The sequence below is a fragment of the Candidatus Dadabacteria bacterium genome, assembly GCA_009840385.1.
GTDB lineage: Bacteria > Desulfobacterota_D > UBA1144 > Nemesobacterales > Nemesobacteraceae > Nemesobacter > Nemesobacter australis.
In genome coordinates this window covers 118,375-139,344 of the sequence record VXNX01000013.1, presented here as the reverse complement: position 1 = coordinate 139,344, position 20,970 = coordinate 118,375, and the positions used below count along the sequence as shown (strand labels likewise).

Sequence of the window (20,970 nt, the reverse complement as noted above, 5' to 3'; positions counted from 1 at the left end):
CCTCCTTAGATTACGATCATACCCCTCCTTGGGGCAGTTCTGATTCTACCACATAATAGATTACTTTACCCTGTATACCAAGAGTCCGGGCTTGTTTTTCATGTAGGTGGCAAGTTCCTCGTCAAGCACTTTCTTATGCACCAGGGAAGCATGACGCAGGTAAACCCCGCCATTTTTTCTCACCGCGATTCCGGTGTGAGACACGTCAAGACCGTCTCTATCGGAGTAGACTCCAATGTAGTCTCCCGTTTTTATCTCCCGAAGTACCTGCGGACTGATTTTCTGAGAGGGAATGTGGCTTATTTCCCTTTTTACTGTGGTGAGGCCCGGAAGCCAGAGCGAACCGTCTGTTTTTCTGTTTAATTCCTTGGTTGCCGTAAGCACGGCGTCACCCCCGATTTTCCCCGTGACGTCATGCGCGTTTTTATCCCCACCGCTAACCCAGTCGGAGAAAAAGTGTTTTCTTTTCTCCCATAGCACGGCGCCGTGTTTGTATCTGATTTTCGCGAGTTTTTCTCTAAATTCCGCAAAACTTCCCGAGAGTCTCAGCGATTCCACGTAGTCAATATAAGTGAAACAGTCGAGTCCCGAGAGATCCACGGTAAGCTGCTCCGTCTGATCGCTTCCTCCGCCTAGGGTGTTCTCGGCGTAGGGAGTCCCAAGAAAACTCTCCGAGAGAAATTCTATCTTTTCCCCGGAACTATTTTTCGAGCCGGCTTGTTTTATAAGGGTTTCAATGCTCTGTTCCGTCCAGCTTCCAAGGATTATTTTCTCCGGATATCCGGTGGAGAGGTCTTTTCCGAAGACCGTGATCAGAAACTTGGCCGCGATGACTATGACGATCAGGAGAAAGAGATTTTTGATTATTCTGTTCATGATTTTACCCCAGTGGCCCGATGCTTATTCCGGCAAGAAGAAAAAGTTCATTTCCAAGCAGATACAAGATGGCCGAGAAGGAAAGAAAGGGGCCGTAGGCAATAGCGTGTCCCGGATCCTTTTTGCGCAGTATTATAACCGACAGTCCGATCAGGGTTCCCAGGATGGAGCTTAGAAATATTATGACCAGCACTCCCCACATTCCGAAGAAAGCACCAAGCATGCAGACAAGCTTGACGTCACCCATCCCCATCCCTTCTTTTTTTCTCAAGGTTCTGTAAACCGTGGCGATTAGCAAGAAAGCTCCTCCTCCAAGCAGTGCCCCACCTATTGAATTAAAAACCGCGATTTCCGCTATGGCGGGCAGAAAGTCGGAAAGTGCGGGAGAGAAAACCACCTCGGCTACGGTTTCCCAGTCGGTCTTAATTGCGTTGAGCAAAACCCCGGCTGCTATTCCCGGCAATGTTACCACATCGGGGATAATGAGATGCCTTATGTCTATCAGAGTTATAACCACAAGCGACAGGCAAAGCGCCAGGTAGAAAAGCAGCTCAAGCGATACTCCGAACTCCATGTAGAGAAAAAGCACAAGCACTCCGCACAGAAGTTCCGTGAGCGGATACTCAATCGATATCTGCTCTTTACAGTAGGCGCATTTGCCCCCTAGAAGAATCCAGCTTAAAACGGGAATGTTGTGATAGCTCCGTATAGCAGTCTTGCAGCTCTCGCAGCGGGAGCGGGGGGAGATAACTGATGCCCCGGCCGGAATTCTCCTTGCGCAGACATTCACAAAACTTCCGAGTGCCGCCCCCAGGATGAAAAACCATATTTCTGGAACGATACTGTCAAGAAAGAAAAAGGAACTTTCCAAGACGACTCCTGTCCTAGCTACTCTTCTCGGTAACCGCTTCTTTTCTGGAGTTCCGCAAGTGCCAGGTCAAAATGTCTTTTGCAGAGTTTGATGACTTTTTTGTTTTTCCCCAGATGTTCTTTTATCGCATGCAGAGAAGCCCTGTTGCATACGAGTTTTACGTCCGCTCCGGTCCTGCCTTCCAGTTGCTCCGCAAGCGCAGAGATTTTTATGTCGGTGCCTAGAGGTTTTTTCCAGGTGTGAATTTTCAGGATTTCGAGAATTTCCTGTTTTGACGGAGCGGGAACTTCAACCACCAGATCGAATCTTCCCGGTCTCAGAAGAGCCGGTTCGACCATGTCAATTCTGTTTGTCGCAGCCAGCACCAGAACATCCGGGAGCTCCTCAACCCCGTCAATTTCGGCAAGCAGCTGACTTACGACCCTTTCGCTCACACGGGTTGAGTTTGATTCGGAGCGTCTGGGACAAAGGGCGTCAATCTCATCAAAAAACACTATGCACGGAGAAACCTGCTTTGCCTTTCTGAAAACTTCCCTTACGGCACGCTCCGACTCGCCGACGTACTTGGAGAGAAGCTCCGCTCCCTTTATGGAAATGAAGTTCACTTCCGTTCTGTTGGCAAGCGCTTTTGCAAGAAGGGTTTTTCCCGTTCCCGGCGGACCGTGAAGCATTATTCCCCTCGGGGACGTTACATCCAGAGCCTCGTAGAAATTCCTGTGTTTCATCGGCCATATAACCGATTCGATCAGGTCGTTCTTTACGTTCTCAAGACCTCCAACGTCATCCCAGGAGGTTTTCGGTATCTCAGCCACTATCTCCCTTATGGCGGAAGGATGGATGTTCCGGAGGGCCTCAAGGAAGTTTTCCATGCTGACTTCGACGGGAAAGCTCTGCCCGAAGTCAGAGGCGGAGTCTTCCTCCATGTCCGGCAGAATATTGGTAAGGGAGTTTATGGCTGCCTCCCTGCAGAGGTTTTCTATGTCGGCCCCGACGTAACCGCTTGAAAGCTCAGAGAGCCTCTGGAGATCCACGTCATTTGAAAGAGGCATGCTTCTTGAATGAACTTGGAATATCTCGAGGCGGGCCTTGGTATCGGGAACCGGAAGGTGGATTTCCCTGTCGAACCTGCCGGGGCGACGCAGTGCCGGATCAAGCATATCCGGAAGATTTGTCGCTCCGATAACCGTAACGTTTCCCCTGTTCGTAAGTCCGTCCATGAGCGAGAGAAGCTGTGCCACTACCCTTTTCTCCACGTCTCCCGTTACCTTGTCCCGGCGGGGAGCTATCGCATCGAGTTCGTCAAGGAATATTATTGACGGCTGGTTTTTCGTCGCGGCCTCAAATATCTGGCGCAGCTTAGCTTCGCTTTCTCCATAGAATCTGTGAATTATCTCGGGACCGTTTATTACCTGGAAATTGGAATTCGTTTCAAACGCTATGGCTTTTGCAAGCAGGGTCTTTCCGCTTCCAGGAGGTCCGGTAAGAAGAACTCCTCTGGGTGGCTGAACTCCGAGCTTTTCGAAAAGCGAGGGAAAGCGTATCGGAAATTCAAGAATCTCCTTTATTCTCTTTATCTGGCTTAAAAGTCCCCCTATGTCCGCGTAAGAGATCCTTTCTGCGTCTACTTTGGTTTTCGGTCTCTGTATCACGTCCATGCGGGTCTTCTGGCTTATGATCACTGAATGCTCCGGCATGGCGGTAAGCACGTCGAAGTCTTCGGTCTTGGCGGCGGATACCCTGACCGACACCCTGTCTCCGACCGTTACCGCAAGCCCTTCGAGTCTGTTGGAAAGGCGCTTGCTTTTTGCGGGGTCGTAGAGAAACGCCTTGTCCCTCGGGCAAAGCGTTATCCTGCTTGCCTTCTCAAGATCGGCTTTTGTCACTATCACTATGTCGTCAAGCCCCACTCCCGCGTTTTCTCTCGTTACCGTATCTATTTCTATGACGGATTCCGTTTCCTCTTCGTCTATATCTAACGGCAGAGCCCTTACAACGGTTTTTTTCCTTCCGTCTATCTGTATGAGATCCCAGGATGTGAGGCCGAGTTCTTTCATATCCAGACTGCTGATCCTGGCGTAACCCTTTCCCCAGTCCTTTGAGTGGATTTCCGATATTTTAAGCGATATCATTAGCCGTACCTTTCAAAAAAGATATTAACGCTTAAAATTTTATGGTCAAGAAAGGGCCTGCGGGAAGCGGCGAAGCGGTTTTTTCCCAGAAAAAACAGTCGGTAGATCAAGTGCAGCTCAAACATTTAAGCCTAAGAAATTACAGAAATTACGAAAACCTTTCCCTTCCGTTCTATCCCGGATTCAACGTTATCCACGGTCGAAACGCCCAAGGGAAAACCAACCTCCTCGAAGCCATCTATCTTGTCTGCGGACTGCGGCCGTTTTCGGGTGCGAAAAACTCTGAGCTTGTGCGCTTCGGCTGCGAAGCATCCCTCGTGAAGGGGGAGATTCTTTCGGGAAACGGCCTCAACGAAGTGCACATAACCGTGAAGAAAGAAGGCCGCCACACGCGGCTTAACTCAAAGACCGTGCGGAGCATAAGCCAGCACTTCGGCCGTTTCAAAGTAGTTTTGTTTCTTCCCTCGGACATAGAGATAGTAAAGGGAGGGCTTCAGGCTAGGAGAAATTATCTCGATTCCGTCATAAGCGCTGTTTATCCGGTCCACATAAAGCAGCTTCGCGATTACCAGAGGGCCGTGAGCCAGAGAAACCACATGCTCGGTTCAAGGGAGAAAATGTCTTCTCTTTCCATGGAACTCTGGGATGAGCAGATAGCCGGGATCGGAGCCGATATCGTAAGCAGGCGCGTCGAGATGATAAAAAGCTTTAACCGCAAGCTAGCCGAAGTATACGGAGAGCACGGGGAGTCTGACACGTCGGCGCGCGTGAGCTACGGATTTTCCTTTGAACGCAAGGCAGACCTAGGCGAGGGCATAAGGGAGGCGCTTTCAAGGAATTTCCCTTCGGATAAAAAAAGGGGCCACACGACTGTCGGTCCCCACAGGGACCGGGTCGGTTTTCTGCTGAATGGACAGGACGCTTCGCGCTTTGCCTCGCAGGGGCAGTCAAAAAACCTGGTTCTTGCGCTTAAGGCCTCAGAGATAAGGCTTTTTAAGGAGCATACAGGGACCAATCCCATACTTCTTCTAGACGACATAACAAGCGAACTTGACATTAAACGCAGGAGCTTTCTTTTCCAGACGCTTTCGGAATTTACCGGGCAGGTATTTGTTACATCGACTGATAAAAACGAGATACCTCGTCAAGGAGAGTTCCACTCGTTTTTTGTTGACTCCGGCCGGGTAAAAGCCGGCGCATAGGAGACGAAAGTTCCCGTATAGAAAATGATTGCCAAAAAATATCTGAAAAGGAAGAATTATGCCGATGCAGTTAACCGTCTGCATTGGCAGACTGCTCAATCGACAAGGTAAGTTCCTGATTTAAAGGAGATAGAGAAATGAATAAGATCAAAATGTTCCTAATAGCGGGCTTAATAGCTATTATGCCGGCGCTGGCAACTGCGAACGATTGCAGTACCGTTGAAAACAACAATCTAGCAATCCACGCGGTACCCGAACTTGTTCACCAGAAAGTTACGTTTGACGTAAGCGCGTCGCATACCCCGTTTGATGAAAAGTACTCTGAGCTTGACAATATCAGCGTATTTACGGGGGGAGCGGGCTTCAAGGTAGCGGGGGTGAAACTGGGCATGGGTGTCAGTCACTATACAAACGGGACTTCTTACCCGGTAAAGGACGGGGACCCGTGTGTAGGTAACACCGCGTTGGCCATTGCGGGTTTTGTTAACCTGGGAGAGAGCGCAAGGCTGAAACTGGGGATTGCCAGAAGCAGCGATATAATAGACTCGTTGTCAATCGACAATACTACTTTTCACGCAGGTTTACGTTTCGGATTCTAAAAATGGAACAAACGCAGGAGGACATAACTAAATGGACTTGAAGATCATTGACGTTAATTTCTTTACAACGGAGGCGGTAGCGTCTTACCTGATAGAGACTGGAGAAGGGCCGATGCTGATAGAAACCGGTCCCGACACGTCGTTTGAGAATCTTAAAAGCGGTCTTTCGGACCTCGGCTACGCACCCTCTGACGTAAAACACGTGTTCGTAACCCACATTCATCTTGACCACTCGGGTGCCGCCTGGCATTTTGCCGAGGCGGGATCCACCATATACGTTCACCCGGTGGGAGCTCCGCACCTTGTTGACCCCGAGAAACTCATGAGATCTGCGACGAGGATATACGGGGAGGACAACATGCGACGTCTCTGGGGTGAGGTCAGGGGAATGGATAAAGACCGCGTGGTTGCCATTGAGGACGGCCAAGTCATCAACATAGGAGACGTTGAAGTGAAAATTATTGAGACAGCCGGACATGCCGGGCATCATCACTGCTACCTGATTGAGAACGCCCTTTTTACCGGGGATACTGCGGGGTGCCTGATGGCGGGCGGGCCCATGATTCCTGCGACTCCTCCTCCGGAGATACACCTTGAGAAGTGGAACGCTTCTATTGAGAAGATGAGGGAGATATCCCCCGACATACTTTATCTCACCCATTTCGGCGGATACACGGATGTGGGTCCCATGCTTGACGACGCCGCCGAAAAACTCGAAGAGTGGTCTGAGTGGATCGGCGAGAGAGTGTCGGCCGGGAAGAGCGATGAGGAGATAACAGAAGAATTCGGAGACTACTTCAGGGGAATATTCGAGCGGGAAGGGGTGAGCGAGGAAGTCTATCAAAAATATGATCTTATGACTCCTTACCATATGAATGCCGGCGGTCTCATAAGATATTGGAAGAAGTATATGCTTCCGGGTTCCTGAGTTTTTCCGCCGGGACGGCGGTTTTGTTTTCTTCAGTAGCTGTCGTTATAATTATGCGTTTTTAAATCGGGGTGTGGCGCAGCTGGGAGCGCGCAGCATTTGGGATGCTGAGGTCGGAGGTTCGAGCCCTCTCACCCCGACCATTTCTTCGTGATTTGATGCGTGTTTGGTTTTTTGGCGCCCGTAGCTCAGCCAGGATAGAGCAACGGACTTCTAATCCGTAGGTCAGAGGTTCGAATCCTCTCGGGCGCGCATTTCCATATTCCGATGTAATTCCTATCGGAATACTCACTTTGGGGACTAAATCTGATACTTAGTAAAAGGTTTTAAACCGATGAATTTCACACACTTTATACCATTCAAACATGGCAAAAGAGTGGGCGTGGAGGGGGAGGGCGACCTCCCCGTGGCAATGAGGCGATCCTTCTAGCCTAGAATCACTATCCACATTTTATTGCGTAGATCAGCATACCATTACGGCCTCCACAAGATCGCCGACATCTCCACGCACGTTTTGGCAATTATCATATCTACCTCCACTTTCAGGATTAAATTCCCATGTGCGGAAGCCGAAATGAAGCTAATACATACCACAAAGATAAAGCGGACTAAAAAAAACAATTCATCGGCTAAATCGATGGACATAAGTATAACACACTTTGTCCTTAGCGACCAAACTGCAAGTTCTATAAAGCATCCATTACGTTATATAATCACGTTTAGGTCAAACATTCGGGTAAGCTTAAAAGAACATTATGTTGTCAAAACGATCGTTGTTACGAGAAATTGAGGAATCTATAACACTTTATGAGGAAGCCATTGGGTTTGCGGCATCGCGAACTCGGCAAATGATTGAACGCGATGGTCCCATTAACGCATTGTCAAAACTCGCGATTAGTGCTGATCTCCAACAAGGGTTTAAAGTTCTCCGTGATCGCAGCCAACTCGACCGCAGTTTCGAAGCACTGATAGTAAAATATTCATGTTTCTTTTGCAACGATGTTGTTGATGCGGCTCAGTGGCGGCTAGACAATGAGGGCAAACTACTAAGTGTTGATTAACATCATTTGCTAAGGATACTGACTCTACTTCATTTACAGCAGCGCCGCACCTAAAAACAGGTAGAAAGCGGTGCCGAATATATCATTGAAAGTAACGAGAAACGGCCCTGAGGATACCGCCGGATCCATCTTTAGCCTGTTAAGAACAAGGGGCCCCGCAACTCCAAGAAACGAAGTTGTAAGCGTAGCTCCAACAATCCCTGCGAATATTACCAGAAACAATCTTGTAACATCAGCTTCCGCGGTATTTAGCAGAAGTCCGATCAAGGCGCCCAGAAGGCCACTTATGATCCCGAGGGCCAGTCCCACCTTGAGTTCCGCCAGAAGGAGGTCTTTTATCCGGTTCATCACGAAATCACCAGTGGCTAGGACCCTGACAGTGATGGTGTTTGTCTGAACTCCGACATTTCCACCCGTGGCCATGACCAAGGGTAGCAACGCCGCGAGTATGATGAAATTCTCAAGTGTGGTTTGAAACTTCTGCATTATTATGAAAGCCACCAGAAGTTCTCCCACAAGAGCGAGCATTATCCAGGGCGCTCTCAGTCTCACGTTGTCGTATATGGACGTGTGTATGGGGTGGAGTCCTTCGCCGCTTATTCCCCCGAGCTTGTATATGTCTTCCCCAGCCTCTTCGGATATGACGTCGAGTATATCGTCTGCGGTTATTCTGCCGAGCAGCACTCCCGAATCGTCCACAACGGGAAGCGACATTTCATCGTATTTTCTGAAGATTTTGGCAACTTCCTCTTGGTCCATATTCGGAGTGAGCGTTACCTCGACAGGGTCCATTATCGTCCAGAGGGGAGAATCCGGCGCCGCAGTTGAGAGCTTAAGTGGAAACACCCTTCCGACGAGCCTTCCCGTTTCGTTCACAACGTAGACCATATGCAGGTCCTCTACGTCCTCTTCGTCTTCTTCCTCGATTTTTCTTATCAGTTCGACGGTTTCTCTAGAAGTAGCGTCATGCGAACCTTTTAGAACTTCGGTCTGCATGATTCCGCCCGCAGAATCTTGCGGGTACTTGAGAAGCGGCGTCACCTCCTCGCGTTCTTCCGGATCCATAGCCTCGAGAACCTTCTTCGCCAGGTCTTCCGGCAGTTCTCCCAGGAAGTCGGCGGCATCGTCCGATTCCATTTCTTCTGCCATCGCGGTGATGGACGTCTCCCGCATAAGCTTCAGCATGCTTACGCGTTCCTCGGGGTTTAGCTGGAAATAGACCTCAGAGGCTACTTCGGTGTCGAGAGCCTCAAGTATCAGATGCTTTTTTTCCTGCGGAGAAGCCTGTATAAGGGATGCTATCTCGGAGGGGTGCATGGACTGTGTTATGCTTCTAACTGCATCCCAGTTCCCTTTCTTAAGGACTCTGTCTATTCTTTTTACCGTTTTTTTGACGTTAATCGGCATTTTGTTACTCTCGGTTCCGTGTTTTCTCGGGAGGCGTGTTGAGTGCCTCTTTCCTGAACAGATTAGGATACAGTTTTCGGTATTGATTACTACAAAAAATATATCCTGCGATCTTTTTCTTTGAAGCTGTAGCGGCGGGAAACCGAGCATTCCCCCACTTTGTGGTTATGGTCGCGCATAACTCCTATGGGGGAGTGGTGATCGGGAAGTGAGATTTAATCAGTGAGCGATATCTCGCGGAAGAAGCAGACAAAAGCTGTGCCCAAGGTGAAAAGAAAGGGGACTATATACTTGGGTTGGCATTTGATTCCGGTTCGGGCATACTTCAGCCTAAATTACAACGGACGAAGACTATGGCACGTAAGGCACCCGCCAATGCCCACAGGAAAGGCATTTCCCTCATAGAACTGGTGCGGATGTTTCCCGACGAGGAAGCCGCCCGCCGATGGTTCGTAGATAAGTTCGCTAGTTGCCACAACATCCAGGAACTAGACACTATCGAACAGATGGCCATCGTCACAGGCGGACTCATGCTGCCCTACCGGAAGCTGGTGAGCAACAACAGACTGTCGGTAGAGGTACAGGCATGAGCGGGAAAGACAAAAAACCTCCTGCCGAGGTAATTCCCTTCGTACCGGCAGGCAAGATTAGGTGCTTTGTCAGCGGTAAACTGCGGAAGGATACCCCCGAGGAAAACGTCCGGCAGCGATGGGCGAGGAGTCTCGTTGACGAGTACGGATATGACGTATCGGACATGGCCGTCGAGTTCTCGGTGAAGATGGGGACGAAGCGAAAACGCGCCGACATCGTGATCTTCAAACCGGGTGGTCCCAGACGGCAGGACACAGTTGCCGTCATTGTGGAAGCGAAGCGCGAAGACATCAAGCCGAAGGACAAAGATGAAGGCGTCGAACAACTCAAGAGCTACATGAGCGCCTGTTCGTCGTGCCGGTTCGGGCTGTGGGTAGGTTCGGAGAGGCTGGCCTACGAGAAAGCCGAAGACGGGAAGATTGAAGACACGACCGATATTCCACGGTTTGGGGATACGCAGCCGCAACCGCCCAAGTTCCACGAACTTACCCCGGCGACTGACCTCAAGGCTTCACTCCGGCGCTGTCACAACTATATTTACGCCAATCAGGGAATCCAGAAGGCTGAAGCATTCCACGAACTCCAAAAGCTTATCTTCTGCAAGGTGTTAGACGAGAAAGAGGTCGTGGACGATCTGCGATTTTTCGTTCTCGGGGAGGAGCGCAAGTCCATCGCTGGGCAGCGCAGGCTTCGGGACGAACGCATCTCGCCATTGTTCAACGAGGTCAAGGACCGCTATCCCTATATCTTTGAACCAGATGACCGGATCAAGTTGAACCTGAAGGTTCTCGCCTACATCGTATCCGAATTGCAGCGATACTCGTTGCTCAATACCCGGACGGATATAAAGGGGCAGGCATACGAGGAACTGGTTGGAGCAAACCTGCGGGGAGATCGGGGCGAGTTCTTCACGCCTCGCAATGTCTGCGACATGGCCGTCCGTATGGTGTTGTCGCTGCACTCGAACCAGAGAATCGCCTCCTTGAAGGTGCTCGACTGCTGCTGCGGAACGGGCGGATTCCTCGTCGCGGTAATCAACCTTGTGCGAGAAAAGATAACCGGATTCGAGCGGGCGAAAGGTGGTTCCGAAGAAGATATCCGCACCCGTGCGGAAATCCGCGTCAAAGAACTGGCGGAACGCAACATCTTTGGCATGGATATCAACCCCTTTCTTGTCCGCACAACGCAGATGAACCTCGTCATGCACGGCGACGGTTCCGTGAACGTGTTCCAAGGTGACTCCCTCGCTGCACCGGGGGAATGGGAGGACGAAACGGCCCGTCAGAAAATCAAGCAAGGCGCATTCGACATCGTGGTGACGAACCCTCCGTTTGGAGGACAAGCAAACATAGACGACCCGCATATTCTTTCTCGCTATGAATTGCCTGCGTTGGAATCCAAGGACATGCGGAGATTCATGCCCGCCGAACAGTTGTTTGTGGAGGGCGCATTGAAGTACGTCAAGCGGGGCGGATACCTCGCCATCGTCCTTCCTCGAAGCATCGCCAACAACCCCGGACTCAGATTCATCCGGAAGTGGCTGCTCCAGAACACGCGGATCGTGGCTTCCATAGACCTGCCCAAGGAGACCTTCGCCGAAGGGGGTGGAGTGCCGAATCCGAGTGTCCTGGTGCTGCAAAGACTCTCTCGGGAGGAAGTAAAGCTGGCGCGGGCGGGAGCGCTGGACGAATACGGTGTCTTCATGGCCATTCCCAAGAAGGTCGGCATAGACAAGAGGGGAAACAAGGTCTTCGTGAAGACACCGGAAGGATTCGTGATTCTCGACGACAACGAAGAACCAACGATAGATGACGATTTGCCAAAGGTAGTGCTGGACTTCGAGGAATGGCTAGGAGCATGAGATGCTGCAAACGGTTCCCTCTCCCAAGCATGCACCTCCGTCCAAAACGGAGAGCTACGTCCTGCCGTCCGGCTTCCTGACAGACTCGGACGAACTTCGCTTTGACGCGGAACGATACAGTCCCCGTCTGATCGAAGCGCTACGCACTTTGAATGAATCGGGCATGCGCCTCGAACGATTGGCCGACATCACGGAAAACGTGTTCATCCCGCCGAGATTCAAACGCATGTACGTCGAGAGAGAACACGGTATCCCATTCTTGCAGGGAAGCCACGTCGTTCACTTCCAACCCGCCGATCTCAAATACCTATCCCTGTCCAGCCATAGGCTCGAACAGTGGATAGTGCGCGCCGGATGGCTTTTGGTGACATGCTCGGGAACCATTGGAAGAACTGCCATCTGCCTGCCGGAATGGGATGGCTGGGCGGCTTCGCAGCATATCCTTCGTATTGTTCCAGATGAGACGAAATGCCCTTCCGGTTATCTAGCCGCGTTCCTCGCTTCGCCACTCGGTCAAGCCCAGTTGACCGCAAACATATATGGGGCGGTGGTCGATGAACTAACCGAAGAACAAGCAGAAGACATTCTCGTGCCCTTACCGGAAACGGCGGAAGATAGAGCATTGGTCCATTCGATTGAGACTGCAATGACAGCATCGGTCGATGAACGCTCGGAAGCAGCGACCTTGGTACGCAAGGCCGTGGACACCATCCCGGTAACGTCATCGGCAGACTGTTCCCAAGCCAATTGGTTCTCCCTTCGGTCAACGCACCTGAGCGGGGAACTCAGAATCGATGCCGGACACTACAATCCTGCCCTTTTCGACGCCCTTGACCAATTGCGCGAAATGGATGCGGTGCCGCTACGGAATGTTGCGGAAGTTTTCATGCCAAAGAGATTCAAGAGAATCTACGTCCAACCCGAGTACGGGGTGCCGTTTCTCCAAGGGAGTCACGTTGTCCAATTCCAAGCAGCGGACTTGAAATACCTGTCCCGAGAACATGAACTCATAGACGAAGTCTCGATTGAAGCCGGGTGGGTTCTCGTTACACGATCTGGAACCGTAGGGCGCGTGACCATTTGCCCAGATGAGTGGGATGGCTGGGCGGCTTCCGAACACATTATGCGTGTCGTGCCGCAGGAAAAGGCGTGTCCCGCCGGATATCTATGCTCGTTCCTCACATCCCCGTTGGGGCAGATTCAACTAATTGCCAACATTCATGGTGCGGTTGTGGATGAACTGACTGAGGATCACATCAGGAATGTTTTGGTTCCGCTGCCGAAATCAAGTATGTTACGCAACATAGATTCGTTCATGAAGAAAGGAATGTCCATGAAATCGCAAGCCGTTTTATCTGCCGAAGCGGGCGTAGCGAAACTTACCGACAGGTTTAGCCATCCGCAAAAGCAGACATACAAAGCGGGTTACAAGAGTGCAACGCCCGAAGAAGCGGCCAAGGGGGTGCAGACCTACCGACCGGGGAAACGGTGAAGCACAATGGAACCATCGAAAAAGCACGGACAATTGCACTTCCGTGACCTAACAAGGACACAAACGGAGTCCTCGTCAAGCGGTTCCTGAAGCGGGCTGCGAACAAACGGGCTCGGCAGTATGTCGAGAAGACGATGGCGACGGAAGCGGACAAACAGAGAAAGCAGTCAACCTAGATATATAATTCCCAAAAGAAACACTTTTCACCTTGGGCACGCACAAAAACAGAATCTTTTCAATCCGGCACTCCGTTACTTCTTTTTGCGTCTACCGGTTTTTTTCGCGATAAGCTTCTTGAGTTCCCTGCGGTTGGGACTAAGCAGTTCCTTCACGTATTCGACGTTCACCTTCGTCACTATTATGTGACCGACTTCGGTGTTAACCGATTCGTAGATCCCAAGCCTCATCATCCCCTTGGTCTGCATGAGATTATCCTCTGTCGGGCTCACGTAGTGCACGAAATCCGTTCTGTAGCGGTGGATCAAAAACAGGTGAAGCAGGGTAGCGAGACGTTTCTGGCGAAGGGCAGGGTCAAAATTGTTCTCGTCCCTCACCGTCAGTATCTTCTCTCCCTTTCTGTCCTGCAGTATCTCGAATATGACATCTGCCACCTTATCGCCTTTGCCGTTCATGATGTCCAGTTCAAGCACGAAAGTGCCCACGGTGTGAGGCTTGAGTTCAACGGTGAAGCTGTCTTCAATCTTGTAGTGCCTTGTCCAGGCCTCGAGCCACTCTTCGAGAAGCTTGATCGAAACCTCCGTCTGAACTAGGTGCTGGAACTGGGTCGAACCCTTGCCCATGGCCTTCGTGGTTGCGGTTCTTCCCGAACTTGCCACGAGCGCTCCGTCCATGCGGGGTCCTCCGACATGGGTCTGCGGAGTCTTGTAGGGCGAATCTATGAGCCTCAGCCTTCTCTGCACGCGCGCTAGGGCGAGCATGCCGTCTTGCATGAGCGCGGTCGCGAACTCTTCGGCGGCCATGCCGTCGATCTGGTGGCCTCCGTAGGTTATGAAATCGAACACGAAGCCGAGCTTCCCTATCTCCTCCGGGAATTTCTTCATTTCCTCGTCGGTCATTCCCGTCGTGTCCCAGTTAAAGGAAGGAGAGAGATTGTAGGCAAGCATCTTGTCCGGAAACACTTCGTGGATGGCGTCCGCGAACTGCCTTGCGTCCTCAAGGTCAGCCGTCTTGGTCTCCATCCAGAGCAGATCGGCGAAGGGCGCCACGGCAAGCGACTTCGCGATCGCGTATTCGATTCCGCCTTTTACCTGGGAATATCCCTCGGGCGTTCTTGAAATCTCGGGGTCCCATATGTAGTCGATTCCCAGAGAATCAGCTTTCTCCATGGCGTCTTTAGTGGAGGCGGTCTTGGCAAACTCCCTCCACTGCTCGATGGTCATATCGAATTCAATGCCCTGCTCCATGTTAAACTCCATTAGCGTTTCTATTGTTTCGCCGAAGGTGCTGAGGCCGGACTCCTCTTCCCATATCTCGACGAACTTGGTGACTACGGAATCCAAAGCGGTTTCAAGCTCCTGGGTATCCCCCTTCATTGCTTCTATATTCTCGTCAATAAACGACGCTATGCCGGTTTCCTCAAGCCACTTGTCCGTTTCCGCGTAGACCTCTTTGCTTATCTTGTAGAGCTTGTGGCCGTTTATCTCCTTTACGCCTTTTTCGTGGATTCTTTTAAGAATAGTAAGGTAGGCGTTTTTGTAGCTTGGGATGTTGAGCTTGGTTGCTCCCAGGACAAACGGCTGGTCGCGCTCGTCCCCGTTTCCGTCAAGAAGGGTGGCGGCTTCGGCGTCGGTCCTTGAAACTATTATTCCCGGCACTTCCATGATATCGAGCTGGAACCGGGCGGCGTTAAGCCTCTTTATCTGCTCGTCGGAAGGCACGAGAACCTTTCCGCCCTGGTGACCGCATTTCTTGGTTCCGGGCTTCTGGTCTTCTATGTGATAGCCTGTAACGCCCGCCTCGACAAACCTTCTGATAAGGTTTCTAACGTGGGCGTCGCCGCCGTGCCCCGTGTCCGCATCGGCGATTATGAAGGGGCTGTAGTCGATCTCGGGCGTCTGCTGCCTTTCCTTTTCGGTCATCCTTGCGCGGTTGTATCTCTGGTTCTTGTCCGCGGCGAGAAGTGCCCTCACTATGGGGGCCGCCTCGTCCGGCACCTGGCTAAGCGGGTAGCTCGCGAGATCCGCTCCCTGGTCCTCGCCGATCGATCCCTTTGCCGACGTGGCCCATCCGCCGAGATATATGCCCTCTATTCCCTTTCTTTTCATCATGACCGCTTGGCCGGGCGAATAGGGGCCGAAGGACGTTATCTGCTTTCGCTCGGCGAAAAGCTCGCGGAGTCTCTTGTAGAACGCTCCCGCGGCGTTTTTCGCGATCGAGTAGTCCCTTCTTATGGTTCCTCTCTGCTCCACCACCTGGCGGGGCGAGTAAAGACGGGTTATTCCCCTGAAGCGCGCGCTTGAGAAATACCTTTTCGTCTTCCTTATCTCAGCTTCTAACTGGCTCATCGATATGCTCTCCTGAAAATAAAAATGGTTGTTTTTTCGGGAACCTAGATTACGAAATCGAGGTTCTCGGTGATTCTCGTGTCATTGCCCGCGAACTCCGTCATGTAGAGTTCGATTCTCTGCGAGGCCACCTCGTGGTCGTGGTTGTTTAGGTTTATGTTGAGCAGGTCTATGTACCACGGCACCTTTACGTCGTCAAGCACGTAGGCTCTCACTATCTGCTTTGCTATCGGAAGGGTAGTGGGCTTAGAGATGTCGTGGACGTCCCTGTCGCTTGCCGCCTGGAGCTTTGCGTATTCTTCTTCAAGAAGCCTCTCGAAGACCTCGACGGTGAACGTGTCCCCGGCCTTAAGCCCCGTCTCGGGGTCGTCCTCGGTGAGTTCCGCTCCCTTGTGGATCCACTCCCAGAGTATGCTGAGCCTTATCTCCCCGGTCGCGGCGTCCTCCATCAGGTAGAGGATGTCGTCGTTTCCGAAGAAGTCGGCGGGCTTAAGTGCCGCGGCCTGGAATCCTTGGCCGAATGCGTTTCCGTACTGAAGTCCGACGCTAAGCAGGTTGCGCGCCCCCCTTATCGTTCTCGGGGCGGGCTCAAGAAGTATGAGGCCGTCTGCGTCCTCCTGGGTGTAGGTAAGGGGAGGGAACTCCCTTCCGAGCTGGTTCTCCTCGCCGACCTTCTCCCAGACGGGCCTTATTATGTGAACCATCTTCCAGTGGGCAACCCATTTGCCGCTTGCTCCTTCCTGCTGCTCCCTTACGGCCCCCGCGTAGGCCTTCTCCATGCTGCTCTCGACCCCCTCTTTCGACCCCACCGGTATGTTAGGTTCCATGCCTCCCTGCCAGAGCGCAAAGTTCCCGTTTACGTCCGGGGTGTTTACGGCCCTTCTCACGCGGTCCTCGTAGTTTCTCATGTATCCGTAGGTCATGGTGATTGACTCTATGTTCGGGTTAACGAAATCCTCATCCCACGCCATGGCATCTGAGACGCTGTTTATGTAATCCCACCTGCCGGTGTTAAACCCGGCGAAGTGCTTGCCCAAAACTGCCCTTATCTCCATCAGCTGAAAGGTTTCCTCGAGCTGCTCTATAAGCACGTATACCTTTATCGTGCCTTCGGGAAGCCCGATGTGGCCCTCAAGGGCGCTGAGCATCTCGTTCCATAGCGCGGCTTCCTCGGCGGTCTGGATCTTAGGCAGGTAAAGGACTATGGATGAGTTTCTCTTGGCAAGCTCCTTGTAGTTGTTAACGACAAAGAGTGTCATGTCGACCACGGAAGCCGAAAGCGCTACGCCATCGGCGTCGCGTATGTGGCGGTCGTCCAGATGAAGTCCCCTCGCCCTGAAAATAACGGTGGTGAAGTCAAGCTGCTTTTCCCAGTCCTCGATTATGTCGTGTCCGAAGAAATCCCGTCCCCACCTGTTCATTTCCCCGGCCACGCCTTCCGCGGTTTTCATGAACACTTCGTCCCTCGCGATTGCGAGCTTTAGATTACGCTGATTGTCAAGGGACATCGTTGATATCTGCCCCAGGGCGTCCTCGCCGTCGAACATCCACCCGTCCGCGCCCGAGAGAAGGGCGTAGGCGACGTTTCTTATGCTTTTCTCAACCGGGGAGTTCGGTTTTGCCGCTGGGCCCGTTCCCTGTATCCACTGTGTTTTGAGGTCGTGGGGAATCTCCGGCCCCTCGAATTTTCCGTCCCTTGCGTCCTGGATCTTGAGATTGGTGCGCGGGATAAGAGAATCTGGATCAAGAAAAGTTATTCTTTCCTTGGATTCATAGCGCCTTTTTCTTCTCTGGGTCCTTTTTTCCATGAGGGCCTTCTGCTCGCCGTTGAAGTGGGCCATGAATTCAAGGGCCTCCAGCGCCTCCGGCGTGTACACGTCCCCGTAGGATTGCTCGATGTTGTCTCTTATGTGCAGCGTGGTGCCCATTGGTTATTCGCTCCTCGGATGCCTGTTATGATTGAATAAAAACAGCCTAGTATAAACAAGTTCTCGATTAAATCAAATATCCCAGCCGGAACCCGTTGGGCGTCGGGGAAAACGGCGGTTTTTTAACTTTGAACGGGATCATACAGGTGAGTATAGAAGGGGTTTTTTAAGCTGCCGGTATGTGAGCTTCATAGGGGAAGACAGGCGGTCGGGAACGCCGGTATTTCCCGGCTGACACAGCTAAAACCTCGAGCGCTCTTCCTTTGAGCACTCAGTCGGATGAAGGAGCCGGTGCCTTCACGCGGATCTTGACGATGTCCGTGTCGTAATACTGTTGATGTTGTACCGACGAGGCGATGTGTTGCAACAGTCGCAGAGACACATCTTGTTCAGTTGGGGCTTCCGTAGCCCGCTCGCCTAGCAGCGCGATCTGGTCTTCGAGATTCTCTTTAGTGGCTGATGCAACGAATTCAAGCACAGCCTCGTCGCCTTCCTTGTGCGCAATAATGCGCAGTCGCCGCAAGGGTTCTTCCTGATCTGATGTCGTCTTCTGCTCAAGCAGTGTGAGCAGGGTTTCCTCACTGGCGGCGTCAAGGCGGTTAGCCATTGCCTCCCCCCAACTGCTGTGGGAAGCAAACGATCGCAGAAACTCCCGGATTTTCGGCAATGTCGTAATGTGGAACGGAAGTTCTATGCGTCTTCGCCGGGGTTCAGTGACTTCAACAAAAAGCGTCAGGAGCAGAGCGGTGAGGCCACCTGCTGTCATGCCGTTCTGCAATAAGCCACCGGCAAATTCAGCAAAATACTCAGGGAAGATCACGCCGTTCTGAAAGCCGACACCTACCCAGAATGAAACTCCTGCAATCATGCCTTTGCGGTAGTCAATTCCGTCCTGGACGACGACCTTCATTCCGACCACAAACAGCATGGCCACCAGGATGGCTAGATACCCGGCAGCCACCGGACTCGGAATTGCAAGAATTGCGGCGAGTGCCTTGGGGAAGCACGCCAAGATGAGAAAGACGATGCCCGCAGCAGTCCCGACTGTCCGGGTTCCCACTCCGGTAAGTTCCGTTACCGATACGCTGGTCGAGTACGTCGTATTTGGAATCGTGCCGGCGAACCCGGATAGCAGGTTGCCCACCCCGTCGGCAGCCACGGCTCCCTGAACGGAACGAAAGTCTACGGCCCGCGGCCGTCGCCACGAAATGCGCTGAATTGCTACGGAGTCGCCAACTGTTTCGATTGCACCAATCAGGGTGACAAAAATGAACCCGGGCAGAAGCGTCCAGAATATAGGTCCAAAGCTCAGATCGAGGCCGGGCCAGCCTCCTTGCGGAAACCCGATCCAGGCGGCCTCGGAAATGCGTGCCGTGTCGTAAATTCCGAAAAAGCCGCCAAGAATGGATCCTATAATGACGCCTGCTACGGGTGCCCAAAGTCGAAATACACCGGTGCCCTTGAGGGCGATGGCAGTGATGACAAGTACGGTTGCAAGCGCAGTGAGGGGGGCAGCCTGGGGATGTGCGGCATCCTGAACGTTGTCCAGGAGATCGAAAATTATTGGCATCACGGTGACGGAAATCAGCATGATTACCGTGCCTGCGACTGTGGGGGTGAGTATCCGGCGAAAGAGGGAAAGACGTCTCGCTAGGGCAAATTGAAACAAAGACGAGATAATGACGAGCGTCGCCAACATTGCGGGTCCGCCTTGCGCGATCGCGGTAATACAGATTGCGATGAATGCGCCGGAGGTGCCCATCAGGAGGACATATCCTGCGCCGATTCGACCAACTCTGACGGCCTGCAATATCGTGCTGACCCCGCTGATCACGACTGATGCGAATACCGCCCACATCATGTAAGTCTCAGATCCGCCGGCCGCCTTGATCACGATTAACGGCGTGAGGACGATCCCCGATATGGTGATAATGGCAAGTTGCAGGCCCAGCCCGGCTACCAGTGGCGTTGGCGGTCTGTCGTTAGGTTCGTAGCGGACGTCTGATCGCAAAGTGGAAGTGTCGGTAGACATGCCGAGATACTATACTAAAATGGTCAGATTTTGGAAATCATGTGTTTGAGCTGCAAGCAGAAACGATCCCGCCGTCTGTCCGGCAGCGACGGCTTGCCGATCGAGACCTGCCCCGTGGCGCCGAAAGCGGACGCAGGGCTTCTGGGGACTTTCTCCCGGCGATTTTGTCTGTTAATGGGGTTGCCGGTATACTAGCAAGCTTGGTTTTTACTTCTATAGAAAATGAAAGTTTCAACGGTGGGTGTAGCTCAGCCCGGTTAGAGCACTTGGTTGTGGCCCAAGAGGTCGCCGGTTCAAATCCGGTCATCCACCCCATTTCCTCACAGGCAGCGGAAAATTAAAGACAAATGGGACTTCGATGCGGAATAGTGGGACTCCCGAACGTCGGGAAGTCGACTCTTTTTAACGCGCTTACAAACGCGGACGCGGACGCCTCCAACTTCCCTTTCTGCACTATAGATCCTAACATAGGGGTGGTCGGGGTTCCGGACCCCAGACTTTATGCCATCTCGGATATCGTAAAACCCCCGAAGACCGTCCCCGCAAGCATAGAGATCGTTGACATCGCGGGGCTCGTGAAGGGAGCTTCTGAGGGAAAGGGCAGGGGAAACGCTTTTCTCTCCCATATAAGGGAAGTGGATCTAATACTTCACGTAGTCAGATGTTTTGAGGATGAAAACGTTGTTCACGTTGAGGAGGGAATTGACGCCATCCGCGATATCCACACGATCGAGGACGAACTTATCCTCAAGGACCTCGAAACGGTTGAGAAAAGGGAGGAAAGACTCGCGAATCAGTCTAAAAGCGGGGACAGGGACATAATCAGGGAGCTTGAGACGGTAAGATCTCTTAGAGAATTTATCGAGACGGGGAGGCGCGCGCGTGATTTTCCCGGCGGAGAGGAATGTGCGGATACTATGCGGGAGCTTTTTCTTCTGAGTTCAAAGCCTGTTATCTATGTATGTAACGTATCGGAGGACGAAGTTTCGGGGACCGAAGGAAATGTGGAGGTTCAGAAGGTGAGGGAGCACGCGAGCGGCGCGGGAGATGATGTTATCATTGTTTCGGCCAAGATAGAGGCCGAGATATCCGAACTTGGGGACGAGGAGAAGGCGGTTTTTCTGGAGGAGCTCGGGCTTTGCGACTCCGGTCTTGACAGGCTTGTTAACTGCGCGTACTCGAATCTCGGGCTTCTTACCTATTTCACCACGGGGCCGAAAGAAGTAAGGGCGTGGACGGTCAAGCGGGGAACCAAGGCGCCCCAGGCTGCCGGGATTATCCACAGCGATTTCGAAAGGGGCTTCATAAGGGCCGAGACCATATCCTACGAGGACTACGTGAGGGAAGGTTCCGAGCAGATGGTAAGGGAAGCCGGAAAAATGAGGCTTGAGGGAAAGGATTACGAGGTCTGCGACGGGGACGTCATGTTTTTCAGGTTCAACGTCTGACCCGCACGTGCCTAGTTCCG

13 protein-coding genes and 3 tRNA genes are annotated in these 20,970 nt (G+C 52.3%); 9 read left to right on the top strand and 7 right to left on the bottom strand.

Annotation, left to right across the window (positions count from 1 at the left end):
- Window positions 1-60 precede the first annotated feature (60 nt).
- The 3 genes from F4X55_05100 to F4X55_05090 are packed head-to-tail and all read right to left on the bottom strand — an operon-like array spanning window position 61 to window position 3,876.
- A complete protein-coding gene (locus F4X55_05100) occupies window positions 61-876 on the bottom strand; it encodes a DUF1460 domain-containing protein (protein MYC40371.1) in 816 nt (271 codons plus the stop codon).
- Window positions 877-880: 4 nt separating this feature from the next.
- Window positions 881-1,717: a prepilin peptidase gene (locus tag F4X55_05095; GenBank protein ID MYC40370.1), complete on the bottom strand. Its 837-nt coding sequence runs from the start codon at window positions 1,715-1,717 to the stop codon at window positions 881-883.
- Window positions 1,718-1,764: 47 nt separating this feature from the next.
- Window positions 1,765-3,876, bottom strand: a complete 2,112-nt coding sequence (locus F4X55_05090; GenBank protein ID MYC40369.1) for an AAA family ATPase — start codon at window positions 3,874-3,876, stop codon at window positions 1,765-1,767.
- A 41-nt stretch (window positions 3,877-3,917) separates the two neighbouring features.
- On the opposite strand from F4X55_05090, the gene F4X55_05085 reads away from it, so the two are divergent.
- The 5 genes from F4X55_05085 (at window position 3,918) to F4X55_05065 (ending at window position 6,857) form a co-directional block, all read left to right on the top strand.
- Window positions 3,918-5,078: a DNA replication/repair protein RecF gene (locus F4X55_05085; GenBank protein ID MYC40368.1), complete on the top strand. Its 1,161-nt coding sequence runs from the start codon at window positions 3,918-3,920 to the stop codon at window positions 5,076-5,078.
- A 137-nt stretch (window positions 5,079-5,215) separates the two neighbouring features.
- Complete coding sequence (locus tag F4X55_05080) at window positions 5,216-5,677, top strand: hypothetical protein (GenBank protein ID MYC40367.1); 462 nt, start codon at window positions 5,216-5,218, stop codon at window positions 5,675-5,677.
- Window positions 5,678-5,708: 31 nt separating this feature from the next.
- Window positions 5,709-6,605 carry an MBL fold metallo-hydrolase gene (locus F4X55_05075; GenBank protein MYC40366.1) on the top strand — a complete coding sequence of 299 codons (897 nt, stop codon included), beginning with the start codon at window positions 5,709-5,711 and terminating at the stop codon, window positions 6,603-6,605.
- 67 nt (window positions 6,606-6,672) lie between these two features.
- Window positions 6,673-6,748: transfer RNA gene (locus F4X55_05070), tRNA-Pro, on the top strand.
- 34 nt (window positions 6,749-6,782) lie between these two features.
- Window positions 6,783-6,857 (top strand) — tRNA-Arg (locus F4X55_05065).
- 842 nt (window positions 6,858-7,699) lie between these two features.
- On the opposite strand, the gene mgtE is transcribed toward F4X55_05065, so the two are convergent.
- Window positions 7,700-9,223: a magnesium transporter gene (gene mgtE / locus F4X55_05060; GenBank protein ID MYC40365.1), complete on the bottom strand. Its 1,524-nt coding sequence runs from the start codon at window positions 9,221-9,223 to the stop codon at window positions 7,700-7,702.
- 436 nt (window positions 9,224-9,659) lie between these two features.
- Between mgtE and F4X55_05055 the strand changes: the two genes are divergently transcribed.
- Together F4X55_05055 and F4X55_05050 are read left to right on the top strand one after the other, a co-directional pair.
- Entirely contained in the window at window positions 9,660-11,525 is a 1,866-nt protein-coding gene (locus tag F4X55_05055) for an N-6 DNA methylase (GenBank protein ID MYC40364.1), read from the top strand.
- 1 nt (window position 11,526) lies between these two features.
- Window positions 11,527-13,017, top strand: a complete 1,491-nt coding sequence (locus F4X55_05050) for a hypothetical protein (GenBank protein MYC40363.1) — start codon at window positions 11,527-11,529, stop codon at window positions 13,015-13,017.
- A gap of 251 nt (window positions 13,018-13,268) precedes the next feature.
- Here the strand turns inward: F4X55_05050 and F4X55_05045 are convergent, their stop codons facing one another.
- The 3 genes from F4X55_05045 to F4X55_05035 all read right to left on the bottom strand — a co-directional run bounded on the left by F4X55_05045 (window position 13,269) and on the right by F4X55_05035 (window position 19,502).
- A complete protein-coding gene (locus F4X55_05045; protein MYC40362.1) occupies window positions 13,269-15,542 on the bottom strand; it encodes an isocitrate lyase in 2,274 nt (757 codons plus the stop codon).
- 44 nt (window positions 15,543-15,586) lie between these two features.
- Window positions 15,587-17,470 (bottom strand): malate synthase, encoded by a 1,884-nt coding sequence (locus F4X55_05040; protein MYC40361.1) that lies wholly within the window; start codon window positions 17,468-17,470, stop codon window positions 15,587-15,589.
- 271 nt (window positions 17,471-17,741) lie between these two features.
- Complete coding sequence (locus tag F4X55_05035) at window positions 17,742-19,502, bottom strand: hypothetical protein (GenBank protein ID MYC40360.1); 1,761 nt, start codon at window positions 19,500-19,502, stop codon at window positions 17,742-17,744.
- A gap of 237 nt (window positions 19,503-19,739) precedes the next feature.
- Here F4X55_05035 and F4X55_05030 point away from each other — a divergent pair.
- Both F4X55_05030 and ychF read left to right on the top strand, forming a co-directional pair.
- Window positions 19,740-19,817 (top strand) — tRNA-His (locus F4X55_05030).
- A 32-nt stretch (window positions 19,818-19,849) separates the two neighbouring features.
- Window positions 19,850-20,950 carry a redox-regulated ATPase YchF gene (gene ychF / locus F4X55_05025; protein ID MYC40359.1) on the top strand — a complete coding sequence of 367 codons (1,101 nt, stop codon included), beginning with the start codon at window positions 19,850-19,852 and terminating at the stop codon, window positions 20,948-20,950.
- The last annotated feature ends 20 nt before the right edge of the window (window positions 20,951-20,970 follow it).